We start from the raw sequence: 14,370 nt of genomic DNA on the forward strand, positions 1-14,370 counted from the left end.
ATAACTATCAACCAGCAACTAAAGCGTCTCTAGTATCCGCTTTAGCACAGCCTGCGCCGCGTAAGTGCGGTTGTTGGCCTGCTGCAGTACCAGCGAATTTGATCCGTCCAGTATCTCGTCGCTTAGCTCTACGTTGCGGCGCACCGGCAAGCAATGCATTACTTTAGCATTGTTCGTAAGCGCAAGCTTTTCATTGTTCATCATCCAGCCTTCACCTTCTGTTAAAACTTTGCCATAGTCGATGTAGCTCGACCAGTTTTTGACATATACAAAGTCAGCATCTTTAAGTGCCTCATCCTGATTTGTAGTAACGGTTGCATTCTGCGTGAACTCCTCTGCCAGATCATATCCTTTAGGGTGAGTGATTACCAGTTCCACATTGGCCTGCCCCATCCATTCGGCAAACGAGTTAGCCACACATTGCGGTATTGGCTTTACATGCGGAGCCCAGGTAAGTACCACCTTAGGTTTTTTACCTGCAGGCTTTTTCTCTGTTATAGTTACCAAATCGGCCAGGCTCTGCAGCGGGTGGCGTGTGGCCGATTCAAGGCTTACAATCGGAATACCGGCATAATCAATGAACTGCTGCAGCAGCTCTTCATTATAGTCTTCGTCGCGGTTTTGCAGTTTAGGGAATGAGCGGATACCTAAGATATCACAATACTCGCCCATAACAGCTGCGGCTTCTTTTATGTGTTCTACCGTAGTGCCGTTCATAATGGCGCCTTCCTGCGTTTCCAGTGCCCAGCCTTCTTTGTCCAGGTTCATCACCATCACGTTCATGCCCAGGTTTAAGGCAGCTTTCTGCGTACTTAAACGGGTACGCAGGCTTGGGTTCAGAAAAATCAGGCCCAGTGTCTTATTTTCGCCTAATTGCTTATACTTGTATGGGTTTTGCTTTAAGTGCAGGGCCTCGTTCACCAACTCATCTATATTGGCCACATCCTGCACTGAGGTAAACTTTTGCATTAGGCTGTTTGTAATACTGTTTTTAAAAGAACTTCTTCAAATGCTACCAAAAACTTTTTGCCTTCCCGGGCTCCAATGCAAAGCGGCGGCAGCAGGCGCAGTGTATTTTTGTCTGACGACGCACCTGTAAAGATGCCATATTCTTCCAGCAGTTGCTTTCGGATAGGAGCACACGGCTGGTTAAGCTCAACTCCGATCATCAGGCCTCTGCCCCTAACATCTTTCACTCCCGGCATATTGCGAAGTACATCCATTATCCAGTTGCCGATGTTTTTGGCATTTTGAACAAGGTTTTCCTGTTCCATCACCTCAAGTACAGCCAGAGCAGCTACACAAGCCAGGTAGTTACCACCAAATGTAGTGCCCAGCATACCATGTTTGGCTTCAATTTGAGGATTTATAAGTACACCGGCAACCGGAAAACCATTCCCCATGCCTTTTGCCATCGTAATCAGGTGCGGCTTTACATCTTTGTTCTGATGCGCAAAAAATTTACCTGTACGGCCATAGCCAGACTGTACTTCGTCAAGTATCAGCAGGGCACCAACTTTCTCGCATCCTGCTGCTAAGGCTTTCATAAAAGTTACGTCAGGTATCTGTACACCACCCACGCCCTGGATACCCTCTATAATGACAGCCGCCAACTCAGTACCATGCACCTGCAATGCATTAGCAAAGGCATTTATGTCATTTAAAGGAAGAAAAATGATGTTATCCGTTTCGTTGATCGGGGCCTGTAATTTTGGGTCGTCAGTAGCGGCTACAGCGGCAGACGTACGGCCGTGAAATGCTCCTTTAAAGGCTATTACTTTTTTACGACCAGTATGGAAAGAGGCCAGCTTCAGGGCGTTTTCGTTTGCCTCGGCACCGGAATTGCACAGGAAAAGGCTGTAATCGTCGTAGCCGCTCAGTTTGCCAAGTTTATCGGCAAGTTCCTGCTGCAGCGGCATTTGTACAGAGTTAGAATAGAAGCCGATGTCGTAGAGCTGACGGGCAATTCTTTTAACGTAGTGCGGGTGGCTGTGACCAATGGAGATAACGGCATGGCCTCCGTAAAGGTCCAGGTAACGTTTGCCGGTCTCGTCCCAAACATAAGCGCCCTGTGCTTTTACAGGTGTTATGTCGAAAAGCGGATATACATCAAACAGATTCATATTTGATAATTAGATGTAAGAAGTAAGACAATAGATGAAGTACTCGACGTACATATGATTAATTTTTAAATTATTGTATTGTTAAATGTTGTTTTCATATTGTCATTTCGAATATTCTTGAGGCGCGTACCGAAGAGGGCCAGCTTAGCTGAGAGAAATCTGGAGCATTTCATGACTATCATATGCTTAAGATATCTCACTTAAAAAGGTGCCTACATTCCCTATGCTGTCATCTCGAACAACGTGAGAGATCTATCTGGAATTAGTTTAAGGGAATTCTGAAAAGATCTCTCACGTTGTTCGAGATGACAAGTTGCTGGCAACAAACAACGAAACTAAAAAGCACTTGCCTTCAGCTTTAATCCAGCTGTTTCCTCCAGTCCGAACATCAGATTCATGTTCTGCACTGCCTGCCCCGACGCGCCCTTTAACAGGTTATCGATCAGGCTGGTTATTATAAGTTTACCATCTTGTTTCTCTAGGTACAGCAGGCATTTGTTTGTATTTGTTACCTGCTTTAAGTCCGGAATAGTATCTGTAACCGTTACAAAAGGATGGCTCCTGTAAAAGCTTTTATATAGTTGCTCTGCCTCTTCCAGACTTAGCTCACTTTCCAGGTAGCTGGTGCAAAGTATACCTCTGGTAAAAGGACCCCGATATGGCACAAAGTTTATCGCTGGTAACTCCTGTTTCTGCATACCGGCCAAAGTGCGACGTATTTCGTTCAGGTGCTGGTGTTGCAGTACTTTATAATTGGAGATATTGCCGTCGCGCCAGCTGTAGTGCGATGTGCTGCTCAGGCTCTGCCCAGCACCTGTGCTGCCTGTAATGCCGCTTACATGCACTTCCTCCTGTATCAGGTTTTGTTCTGCTAAGGGCAATAAGGCCAGCTGAATGGCTGTGGCAAAACAACCAGGGTTTGCTATACTTTTTGCCTGCTCTATCTTTTCGCGCTGCAACTCCGGCAAGCCATAAATAAACGCTCTGTCAAAGCCTTTTACGGCAGAATCTTCTGTACTTTCGTTCCAGCGGAAATCCTGGCTCAGGTCTATAACTTTAGTTGATGGTAGTAAGGTTTGGGCAGCCATAAAATCCATCGCAGCCCCGTGCCCGCCACAAAGGAAAACCACGTCTGCTTCAGCCTGAAATTCAGCAGTAAACATAAGGTTTGTGTCACCTAAGAGGTCTTTATGCACTTCGTGCACGGGCTTTCCTCCCTGGCTGTTACTCAGCACAAATGCTACGTCTACATTCGGATGGTTTAAGAGCAGGCGAAGCAACTCGCCGCCGGTGTAACCAGCGCCGCCTACTATGCCTGCTTTTATACTTACTTCGTTGCCCATGCCTCTTCTTTGTTGTTTACGCTGTGGTATAATTTTGTCTGGTTACCGAAAATCTTCGCAAAGCCTTTGACATCGTCCGAAGTCCAGGCAAGGTTCATTTCTCCGTAGCTGCCGAACTTGTCACTCATTAAATCATGAGCGCTTTCGATGCCCTCTACCTGGAAGCGGTAAGGTGCCAGCAACACGTATACTTTGCCGGTAACATTTTGCTGTGTGCTCTCCAGAAACGCCTCTATGTCGCGCATGGTAGGATCAAGAAGCTGGCCTTCGTGCAGCCAGTTGCCGTACCATGCCGAAAGCTGGTCTTTCCAGTATAGTTGCCATTTCGTAAGCACATGCTTTTCTAACGTATGGTGTGCTTTAATGATCACCAGCGGAGCAGCTGCCTCAAAACCAACACGACCTTTAATTCCAATGATCGTATCACCAACATGGATGTCGCGGCCGATGGCAAACGGAGCTGCCAAAGCCTGTAATTGCTGAATGGCCTGTACCGGAGTATCATGCTTTACGTCGTTAATTCCCATCAGTTCGCCTTTCTCAAAGTGCAGCGTAACTCGTTCCGCTTCGTGCTTGCTAAGCTGTGTTGGGTATGCCTCTTCCGGTAATGGCAGGTTGGATGTAAGTGTTTCTTTTCCGCCAACAGATGTGCCCCAGATACCTTTATTAATAGAGTACTGTGCTTTGGAAAAATCCATCTCGACGCCGTGCTGCTTCAGGTACTCAATTTCTTCTTCACGTGATAAACGTTTGTCGCGGATCGGGGTGATGATCTCCACTTCCGGTATTATAGCCTGGAACACCATGTCAAATCGAACCTGATCGTTACCGGCGCCTGTGCTGCCATGCGCTACAAAATCAGCGCCTATACTTTTGGCATGCTGTGCAATGGCAATGGCTTGCGTAACTCGCTCAGCACTCACGCTTAGGGGGTACACGTTGTTCTTTAGTATATTGCCAAACACCAGGTACTTAATGCAGCTGTTGTAGAAGTGCTGCGTCTCGTTCAGGTGCGTGTGCTGTTTTACACCCATGGCATATGCACGGCGCTCAATTTCCTTTAGTTCATCTTCCGAAAAGCCGCCCGTATCTACAATGGCAGAGTATACTTCCAGTCCTAATTCCTGGGCCAGGTAAATGGCACAGTATGATGTATCTAAACCGCCGCTGAAGGCTAAAACTACTTTTTTCATTTCGGGATATTTACTTAAGAAGCGTTACGCTCGTTATTATTTAAATTTGTTTGGCTTGTACGTGCACGGTGGCGCATCCAGCGTTCATTTATACTTATCACCTTTGCGGTGCTCTGCTTTTCAGCAATTGCGGGTTCCTGCTGTTGTACTATTGGCAGCGCTATATAACCTTGCTCTTTGGTAGGATCATAAAGCATGGCGGTACAAAGGCAGTTTGTACGGTTTTTGCTCTGCAGAATCTCAAAGTTCACGCAGCTGCGACATCCTTTCCAGAACTCCTCATCATCGGTAAGTTCAGAATATGTTACGGGCTTGTAACCAAGTCCGGAGTTGATGCGCATTACCGCCAAAGCTGTTGTTAAGCCGAAGATCTTTGCATCAGGGTACTTTGTACGCGACAACTCAAATATCTTCTGCTTTATCTGGCGTGCAAGTCCGCTTTTACGAAGTTCAGGCGATACAATCAAACCTGAATTAGCTACATACTTTCCATGGCCCCAGGTTTCTATGTAACAGAAACCTGCCCAGGTGCCATCCGGGTGGAGCGCAATAACTGCCTTGCCTTCCAGCATTTTCTGGGCAATGTAATCCGGAGAACGCTTGGCTATACCAGTGCCGCGCGCTTTCGCTGAAGATTCCATCTCGTTACAGATCTGCAAGGCGTAAATAATGTGCTGCCCGTTGGCAACGCTCACAATGAATGCGGATTGATCCATTTTAATGGTAATAATTATACCTTGCTGTGTTTTAGCACAGCACAAGAAATAAATTTGGTTAAAGTATAATTACAGCTGTAAAGGCAAGTATAAGTTGCCTTGGGTCAAACTGTAAACGGATATAGTATTTGGGGAAAAGTGACTACCGCATAGGCAGTCAGAAGCGCTATAGGCTACCGCCTGTAGCGGACCGCAGTTGAGATGGCCCTAAAAACTATCCTCGAAGCAAGAATAGAAAAAGTCGCACCCTCCATAGCCGGAGCGTGATTTATCAGAGTTGATAAAGACGACGTTTTTTTCATTTCAGTATTTAAATGCTAAGGTATAGTTATACCCTTATTCCAATGCAAAGTTTTCAGAATAGTTTTTTTATATCCAAATATTTTCTCAAAAACAACAAAAGTTTATAAGTTATATTGCTTTTATGTTAGATTATAAGCAAAGACGGAGACCTAATTTTAAATGGCGCATTAACTTACTGACGACACAGTTTGTTTAAAATCGCTAAATTGCACCATCATAAAAGTATGGCTGGTGCTGTGCTAAAGCTGTTTTCCTGCGATCAAAATGAAAAATATTTCCATTCGGGTAATTATCGGTATACTTTTCTCGGCTATCGGCCTGGCCTCTTTATTTGTTACTAAACAAGCCCTTACGGCCGCCGTCTGGCTTAGTTTTGGCAACGGACTTATACTTTCTGACCTTAGGTTGACCGGGGTTGACGATAAAGGCAATGTTTACCAGAAACCAATACCCAAATCCAGGACAATCACAGCCATACTTCTGATCGTATTTGCGGTGCTCCTGCTCTTTTTTCAGATTTTTCTGGATATGCAACAGGCCTCAGCCAAAGTAGTTTCTCAGCTTTAAATGCGGCTCTGAAGCACAAAATTTACATCAAATACCTGATGCTCTCTTTTTAGCTTCATCCTTATCCTTCGGCCTGGCCTGCTGTCTATCATTTCCAGTATTTCAGGTAACAGCATATTTTTGCACTCCTGCCCGTTAATATTCAGTATCTGATCTCCGGGCTTTAAACCTACCAGTTTGGCAGGTGTATTGTCAACCACATTAGAGATAACGTAAATATTTGTGCCCGGTAGTGGCGTAGAAATCTCGAAACCCGCCAGGTTATAATTAAAGGGCTTTTTGAATTTGCTGTTCGGGATAAGCGTAAGCTTGTTGTGCGGGTAATCTAGTACAACTGTAAACCTGTTTAGGATATCGGAACCCAGGTTACCGTTACGGTTGGCAATGTTCAGCGCCAGTTTGATAGCTTCTTCGTCGGGGTAAGAGGCTGGCAGATCTGACAAAGCATACTTGCCCATAACAAATGCATCCAACCTGCCTATTTTACCGTGAATGTCTCCGCCAAGCCCGCGACCTAAATATGCATCCATCACTTTTGGTGGCAAGGCAAGTTTATTGTTGGTTGGCAGGTAAAGCGAAAGCGTATGGCTGGCACCGGTATCTACCACAAGTTTAACCTCAAGTGTATCTCCGTTTTGCTGGTGCACGTTGCCATATACATAGGCTTTGGTCGCCTCTATGTGCAGTGGAAACTCTTCTGCTTTTTTCTTTTTTTTCAACTCAACATCAGGCCGGTACAGTGTAAGTACTTTTGATGAGTAATTAATCTTTACAATAAAGTTTTTAAATATATCATAGCCAATAATGCCATGAACAGGCATGCCCATTCGGTGCGAAAGGTTAAACACATCCTCCAACAAAACATATACCTGGTGGTTGTCGCCCTGAATACCATTCATGCGCATAATGTTCCCACTCGAGTACAAAGCCTCTATTTCATGGCCTGAGCCTAGGCCATGGATCGTTACTTTGTCGGCATCATTCAGGTTAAGCGAGTCAGAATAAAATAGCCGTGTGATCAGGGTATTGCGGACACCCGAATCTAGTATAAAATTCAGCTCTTTAGAGTCGTTAATTGCAACCGGAATAATGATAAGGTTATGTACAAGCTTAAAAGGTATCTTGATCTGTTTCCTGTTTGATGTAAAGTATACAGTATCCTGCCCAAACTTTGGCTGTAGTTGGGCAAGGGCTATTTCAGGCAACAGTAAAATTGCGAGACAAAGAAGCATCAGGAAACTGGCTCTTGTCATAAGGTTCCGGTATACTTAAGTTCTTACTATAAGCTTAACACTAATAATACGTAAAATATTCCAAACCGGCAATCCTGTGTATCTTGATATACAATTATTTATACACTTTAAGTATAACATCGTATATAAGAAACGCTATATAAAAAAGTATGCTTCCGGATAGAAACCCACTATTTTAAAATACTGATCCGGAGGTCAGGTTTTGTACGGGCTATACCCTTTCAAATTAACCCTGGTCCAACATCAATTTACATCATCACATTGCATTTTGTTCCGAATATTCAATTCACAGCTAAATAGTACAACTGCTAAGTTGTTTGTGTGAATTTTTTGCTCCCTTAACGCACGATACAGGCTGTTTGATAAACGTATACAGTAGTATGGACGCGCTTATAATTTTAATTGTTCTTGCCTCAGCAGGCATTGTGTATATCATTAAAAAAGTATACATAAAGGATAAAGGGAAAAAACCAGAAACAAAGCACTTTGACCATTACTGGTAAGAGCTGCTACTTGAAAAATCGTGTTATTTCTTCCTGTTTTTTATAGGGATTTATTTACTGGTTTCCGCTTAGTAAGCGTAGCAGTGTACTGCCAGCCTCTACCCTGGTCTGGTGTACTCAGAGCCCGTGCTTTAAATTGAACTGAGCTAATAAAAACAGGTAATTTGTACTTGCCTGCCTCATCTCCTGCGTGAGGAGTTAATACGACTTATTTGTACAAAACCGTTTCGGTAAAAACAGGTGTAAATACGTTCAAGTAGTCAATATGACTTAATTCTGAGGAATTCAAGCAAAATTTTGTTATCTTCAAGTATAACCTTCTGATCTGAATTTGGGAGTAATTATACTTTTCTAACACATGCACTACATAGACCTGTCCATTTTTGCGGCTTATATGCTGGCAATGCTCGGAGTCGGATACTACTTTCTAAATAAAAACCAGGGCGCAGAAGATTATTACGTTGGCGGACGCTCCATGAGCAGCGGACACATCGGCTTATCGGTGGTTGCTACGGATGTAGGCGGTGGCTTTTCGATAGGCCTGGGCGGACTGGGCTTTGCTATGGGGCTCTCCGGTTCCTGGATGCTGTTTACCGGTTTGCTGGGCGCCTGGCTGGCAGCAGTGTTCCTGATCCCAAAAGTGAAAGAGAATCCTGCTTTTGCTAACTTCCTTACCTTCCCCCAGATTTTCGGACATTATTTTAACGCCAGGGTGGCCTTACTTGCCGGCATTATCTCAGCCATTGGCTATACCGGCTTTACAAGCTCGCAGATACTGGCTGGCGCCAAACTGGCCAGCGGCACCTTTACTGACCTCGACCTGAATACCGCTCTGCTTGTGATGGGCATTATGGCTGTGGTTTATACGGTAATGGGTGGCCTGAAAGCAGTTATTTATACCGATACCATCCAATGGGCCATACTTATGGGCGGCCTTGTCTTTATCGGTATTCCTGTTTCTTTTCTGGCTGTAGGCGGCGGACTAGAGGGGCTGAGTTTCGGGCAGATAATGGATGTGGATTTTATAGCTGCCCAGTCCGCTAAAAGTATGGCTGCCATCCGCTCTACCCTACCACCTGAGTTTTTGAGTTTAACTAATATTACCTGGCAGCAGATCGTAAACTGGGCAATAACCATTATACCCATCTGGTTTGTTGGCATGACGCTTTACCAGCGCATTTACGCCTGCCGCGACGTTAAAACAGCAAAACGTGCCTGGTATATTGCCGGTTTGTTTGAGTGGCCTGTAATGGCTTTTATGGGCGTAAGTCTGGGTATGCTGGCACGCGTGGCCGCCGAACAGGGCATGTTCGAGGCTTTAGGCGCAGGTGGCGTGGTAGACCCTGAAACAGGATTGCCTATGTTGCTGCGTTCGGTGCTGCCCGTTGGCCTGATGGGACTTATGCTTTCCGCATACTTCTCGGCTATACTTTCCACAGCAGACAGTTGTTTGATGGCCTCATCCGGGAACATTGTAACCGATGTGCTGAGCCATTTCCGTAAAATAGACCCTGACGACCCGACAACGCTGCGCCTGTCGCAGTTAGTAACGCTGCTTGTAGGGGCTTTTGCTTTATGGCTGGCCACCATGATGACTAACGTGCTGGACCTGATGCTCTACTCCTATGCCTTTATGGTTTCTGGATTATTCATACCCATACTTGGTGCCCTGTTCTGGGAAAGACGCAGCAGCTTGGCTGCTTTCTGGGCCATGCTGATGGGTGGCGTTGTAACAGTAGTGTTGCAGGTTTTTATGGTAAGTGAAGCTGTTAACCAGGCTGCTATACTTTCGTTGATGCAGCAATTCCAACCCTATTTCGCGCAGCCCGTAAATTTAGAAGCTCTTACTACTACTGAGCTGCAGTTACTGTTCAACCAAACTATAGCATCAAACAGCATCGTGCATATACCCGCGATGGGCCTAACCTTTAAATTACCCTTTAACCTGGACCCAAATTTATTCGGACTGTCCACTTCTGCAGTTTTATACTTTACGTTAACTATACTATACCCTGATAAAAGAAAACTATGGACGAAAACAATAACGTCAGCTACAGTGTCTACACCCCAGGCAACCATTCAGAATTAAATAAAGACGAGGTACTTGATTTCCTGTTCACACACCTGGACGAGTACGGCGACCAACGCGCTGACATTGCCAAATGCATGGATTATGCCCTTTCGGAGGCTGAAGGCAAAGGAGGGTCTGTTTTGGTTGCGCGTGAAAACGACAATGTAGTAGGTGCTTTGATCATGAACAATACCGGCATGAGCGGGTATATACCAGAGAACATACTTGTATACGTGGCCGTGCACAACAGCCAGCGCGGCAAAGGCGTAGGCAAAAAGCTTGCACAGCTTGCCATAGATAATACCCAGGGCAGCATTGCCCTGCACGTAGAGCCGCAGAACCCGGCAAGGCACTTGTACGAAAAGCTTGGCTTTACAAATAAATACTTAGAATACAGACTTCAGAGATAGATCATGGCAGTTTTAAAACTGTATCACGAAAAGCTACAGCATAACTATAACCACCTCGACCGTGTTTTTAAGCAGCACGGCATAGACTGGGGTATCGTTACCAAACTGTTGTGCGGCAACGAGCTTTTTTTGAAAGAGGTGCTCGAACTGGGCGTGCAGGAGATACACGACTCCAGGGTTACCAACCTGAAGGTGATCAAGAAGATGGCCCCACAGGTACAAACCGTTTACATTAAGCCTGCTCCTAAGCAAAGTATACCCGACATCATTCAATATGCCGATGTCAGTTTCCAGACGGAGTTTGAGATCATAAAACTACTCTCTGACGAGGCTGTGCGTCAAAACAAGCTCCACAAGATCATCATCATGATTGAGATGGGTGATCTGCGCGAGGGCGTAATGGGCGATGAACTGGTAAGCTTTTACGAGAAGGTTTTTGAGCTGCCCAATATCTCTGTAATTGGCCTAGGCGCTAACTTTAACTGTCTGCACGGGGTAATGCCCACGCAGGATAAACTAATTCAGCTTAGTCTTTACAAACAGATCATAGAGGCTAAATTTAACCGTAAAATACCCTGGGTTTCAGGAGGCACTTCTGTTACCATCCCGCTGCTGTTTAACCACCAGATGCCGCAGGGCATTAACCATTTCCGGATTGGGGAGGCTTTGTTTTTCGGGCTAAACCTGTTTACCGGCGAAACCTTTGAGGGGATGTACGACGATGTATTTGAGCTATTCACCGAGATAATAGAACTTACCGAAAAGCCCATGATCCCAAGCGGCATGCTGGCAGAAAACCCAAGCGGCGATAGTTTTGAGGTTGATGAAAGCCTTTATGGCAGAACCTCGCACCGCGCCATACTAGACGTGGGCCTGCTCGATATCAATCCTAAATTCCTGATTCCTAAAGATGAAAGTATGAGTGTGATTGGTGCCAGTTCGGATATGCTGGTAGTGGAGCTCGGCGAAAACGAAGCAAACTATAAAGTTGGTGACGTGCTTCGGTTTGGGCTAAAGTATATGGGGGCGTTAAGTATACTTAACTCGAGGTATATTGCGAAGGAGGTGGTGAGGTAAAGGCAGCAGTATCTCAAGGATTTTGCATGTACAGGGTTAGTAAATTAGCTCAAGTAATTCATTATAATTATTTGCTAAAGTGTCTGTATGGTGCGTTTACGCACCATACAGACACTTTAGGTGCTAGCTTCAATCTTTCAAAATAGACGGCAAAATGTAGGTTTTTAAAATATATTCTGGCTGCTGCGTTTTTCCATTTCTATAATTTCCAGAAGTGATTACAACTACCGCATCTAGTCTTGGTAATACGAAGATGTATTGGCCACCAGCCCCTCTAGCTTCAATTGATTCAATTTTGTGCCCTTTTACCTGGTATTCCTGGTGCCACCACAAATAGCCATATCCATTCTTATTTTCTGTATTTTCCAAAGTGATATGATTGCTAAAGGACTGATTAACCCAGTTTCTAGAGAGTACTTTTTTGCCTTTCCAATTACCGCTATTAAGATATAATTGCCCGAACTTTAGCATGTCTCTTGGGGTAAGATACATACCGCCTCCAAAGTATGGTTTCCCTGCCATATCTGCCTGTATAATATAATTTGAAATACCGAGGGGCTGTAATAATTGCTCGTCCATGAATAACTCTAGCGAATTAGGTACTGCTCCATCGATGATCAAACCCAGCAGGTATGGGTTTGCCGATCCATAGTTTGCGCGAGAGCCTGGCTTACCTATCATGGGGGCTTCTAAAACAGTTTTTGCCCAATCCTGGGACTGCTGGTAATTATCTTCAGAGGCTACGGACTTTCTGTTTATTCCAAAATCGATTGCATCCAGCCCTGAACTCATAGTCAGCAGGTGATGTATAGATATTTCAGATTTTAGGCTGTCATTAGCGCATTCATAAGTTGATGGTATTAAATTACACATACTTTGATCAGTACTATTCAGAAAACCACTGTCTATGGCTGCTCCAACTATGGCTGATGAAATACTTTTCGAAGCTGAGCGCATATCGTGAGGAACTGCAGCATCGTAACCATAAAAATACTTTTCAAAAACCAATTTGCCTTTTTGGGCTATCAGTACGCTATGGGTATTTGGCAGGGCTCCTTCTTTAACGCCGTCTATCATTTCCTGAAGCAGACGTTTGTCCAGAGATTTTGAATTAGCATTACCAATTTTCCATCCGTCTTTTAGGGCTACAGGCACAGTTGCTCTACCTTCATCTTTTGAAGATAAGCTTCCGATTTTCCAAGCTGTCTCAGATCTTACCAAAGGTACCCGCGTTACTGTTCCATGCCCCAGTTTAATATCTAATATTATACCTGAAGGCGTCAGTTTACCTTCAAATAAGAGACCTGTTTTAAAGTCCTTGAACGAGATAATATTCTTTTCTTTTTGGAAATCAGCGCACCATGTGCCCGTAAAGCGATTATCGCCCCAGACAGGATATGCTTGATATTCATCTACTGATCCATTTTCAATGCTGAGGTATAAGTCTGAGGCTTTTAGGCTTTCCACCATCAAAATGTTCCACTTGCCCACATACCTGTTCTTTTCTGATCTTTTTAATTTGATGTGGTAAAATAGCATTCCGGATTTGATGAATCCATTAATTTCAGATCTATCTTTTTTTATTGTACCTTCAAAGTATAAGTTCTTTCCTAATTCAATGAGCAGTGCTTTTTTTGCCTGATAATTAAAACTATGGCTCAAAATCGTTTGATTGTTTGATATGCTAAACACTGCCTTCCCAGAGTTGGGTATATCTGCAGTCAAATCAAAACTAAAGGCTTTCGGATACGGTATTTTTCCTTCCCATCCCCCTGTGTAATCTTCCATGTTTTGAGCACTTAAGCTCACTGAAATGGAGAGCAATAGAAACTGTAACAGTAAGCAGATAACATTCCTTAGCATCTTAGTTAGTATTGATTAAGGCAAAGGTGGCAATTTATCAGCTTCATTAATTGTATAAATTTAACATGATGCTATACGCTTCAGGAATTCGGATGGCGTAACGCGGTAAACCCTCTTAAAGGTAGAGATAAAGTGACTTTGGTCGTAAAATCCGCATTTGTAACAGATCTCCGTCATTGAAGACTTTTCTGTAGCAAGCAAAAGTATGGCCTTGTTAAGTTTTAGGTGTCTTATATAAGCTCCTAAGGTTGTACCAAAGTATTTATGAAAACTTCTTGATAAGTGCACTGGATGGATGTCAAGTTGGGAGCTGAGAAATGTGAGAGAAAAGTTCGCCTCCGTGTCATCTATTATTATTTCCTGTAGCTTTTTTACCCAATCAGGCTTTTTAAAAATAGCGCGCGCATGATTGTTTTTGATTCTTTCGAAAATCTCTGCCACCAAAGCCTCTATACTTAATTGGCTAAATACATCATTCGTTTTTGATTCTAAAAAGACTTCATTCATCAGTCCTTTCACCAAAGGATTTTCAAGATGAATACTTCCTTCAAAATCGTAAGAAGATATATCATTTTTATTAAACCAGTTTGAGGTAATTTCTAAGTGAAATCCCCTAGTATATTCAGGTGGTTTTATATTATAGTGTGCGTCTTGCCAATTATGGAAAAGCAGGCTTCCGGCATCAAGGTAATAGGCTCTTTTTTTATTCGCTTCAAAAAGTTTGCCCTGTAAAAGATAAGTAAAGTAAGGATTCTCATGATAATGCCAGTCTACCCTTTCATACGTATACTCAGTATCAGTAACTACAACCCCACAATAGTTCGTTTTTTGGTTGTGGTCTACAATGTATGATATTGGAATAAGTATGACAGCAAGGGTGTTTACAGGAAGTTATGTGCGAGATAACTATCCAGATAAACTGCCCCTACTGCCACAGTGTGAAAGTAG

The 14,370-nt window shown here is 44.0% G+C and carries 12 protein-coding genes; 4 read left to right on the forward strand and 8 right to left on the reverse strand.

Annotated elements, in window-relative coordinates:
* Positions 1-18: 18 nt before the first annotated feature.
* From K0O23_RS19330 to K0O23_RS19350, 5 genes are all read right to left on the reverse strand, one after another.
* The gene (locus K0O23_RS19330; protein ID WP_219879107.1) at positions 19-969 is read right to left on the reverse strand and encodes an N-acetylornithine carbamoyltransferase; all 951 of its coding nucleotides are present in this window, start codon (positions 967-969) and stop codon (positions 19-21) included.
* Positions 969-2,123, reverse strand: coding sequence for an aspartate aminotransferase family protein (locus K0O23_RS19335; RefSeq protein WP_219879108.1), 1,155 nt, complete (start codon positions 2,121-2,123; stop codon positions 969-971). Before K0O23_RS19335 ends, K0O23_RS19330 begins: the two co-directional genes overlap by 1 nt.
* A 335-nt stretch (positions 2,124-2,458) precedes the next feature.
* Positions 2,459-3,466: an N-acetyl-gamma-glutamyl-phosphate reductase gene (argC, locus tag K0O23_RS19340; protein WP_219879109.1), complete on the reverse strand. Its 1,008-nt coding sequence runs from the start codon at positions 3,464-3,466 to the stop codon at positions 2,459-2,461.
* Entirely contained in the window at positions 3,451-4,659 is a 1,209-nt protein-coding gene (locus tag K0O23_RS19345) for an argininosuccinate synthase (protein WP_219879110.1), read from the reverse strand. The genes argC and K0O23_RS19345 overlap by 16 nt, the downstream gene beginning before the upstream one ends.
* 14 nt (positions 4,660-4,673) lie before the next feature.
* Entirely contained in the window at positions 4,674-5,375 is a 702-nt protein-coding gene (locus K0O23_RS19350; RefSeq protein ID WP_219879111.1) for a GNAT family N-acetyltransferase, read from the reverse strand.
* 567 nt (positions 5,376-5,942) lie between these two features.
* Between K0O23_RS19350 and K0O23_RS19355 the strand changes: the two genes are divergently transcribed.
* Positions 5,943-6,245, forward strand: a complete 303-nt coding sequence (locus tag K0O23_RS19355; RefSeq protein WP_219879112.1) for a hypothetical protein — start codon at positions 5,943-5,945, stop codon at positions 6,243-6,245.
* Here K0O23_RS19355 and K0O23_RS19360 read toward each other — a convergent pair.
* Positions 6,242-7,498: an aspartyl protease family protein gene (locus K0O23_RS19360; RefSeq protein ID WP_219879113.1), complete on the reverse strand. Its 1,257-nt coding sequence runs from the start codon at positions 7,496-7,498 to the stop codon at positions 6,242-6,244. The two genes, K0O23_RS19355 and K0O23_RS19360, sit on opposite strands and share 4 nt — an antisense overlap.
* An 861-nt stretch (positions 7,499-8,359) precedes the next feature.
* Here K0O23_RS19360 and K0O23_RS19365 point away from each other — a divergent pair.
* The 3 genes from K0O23_RS19365 to K0O23_RS19375 are packed head-to-tail and all read left to right on the forward strand — an operon-like array spanning position 8,360 to position 11,559.
* On the forward strand, positions 8,360-10,090 hold the full coding sequence (locus K0O23_RS19365; protein WP_219879114.1) for a sodium:solute symporter family protein: 1,731 nt from the start codon (positions 8,360-8,362) through the stop codon (positions 10,088-10,090).
* Positions 10,030-10,482: a GNAT family N-acetyltransferase gene (locus K0O23_RS19370; protein ID WP_219879115.1), complete on the forward strand. Its 453-nt coding sequence runs from the start codon at positions 10,030-10,032 to the stop codon at positions 10,480-10,482. Before K0O23_RS19365 ends, K0O23_RS19370 begins: the two co-directional genes overlap by 61 nt.
* 3 nt (positions 10,483-10,485) lie before the next feature.
* A complete protein-coding gene (locus tag K0O23_RS19375) occupies positions 10,486-11,559 on the forward strand; it encodes an alanine racemase (RefSeq protein WP_219879116.1) in 1,074 nt (357 codons plus the stop codon).
* Between the two features lie 129 nt (positions 11,560-11,688).
* On the opposite strand, the gene K0O23_RS19380 is transcribed toward K0O23_RS19375, so the two are convergent.
* Together K0O23_RS19380 and K0O23_RS19385 are read right to left on the reverse strand one after the other, a co-directional pair.
* Positions 11,689-13,347: a serine hydrolase domain-containing protein gene (locus tag K0O23_RS19380; RefSeq protein WP_219879117.1), complete on the reverse strand. Its 1,659-nt coding sequence runs from the start codon at positions 13,345-13,347 to the stop codon at positions 11,689-11,691.
* A gap of 135 nt (positions 13,348-13,482) precedes the next feature.
* Positions 13,483-13,929, reverse strand: a complete 447-nt coding sequence (locus K0O23_RS19385) for a helix-turn-helix transcriptional regulator (protein ID WP_219879118.1) — start codon at positions 13,927-13,929, stop codon at positions 13,483-13,485.
* Positions 13,930-14,370: the final 441 nt, after the last annotated feature.

This window comes from Pontibacter aydingkolensis (assembly GCF_019443125.1).
GTDB classification, from domain to species: domain Bacteria; phylum Bacteroidota; class Bacteroidia; order Cytophagales; family Hymenobacteraceae; genus Pontibacter; species Pontibacter aydingkolensis.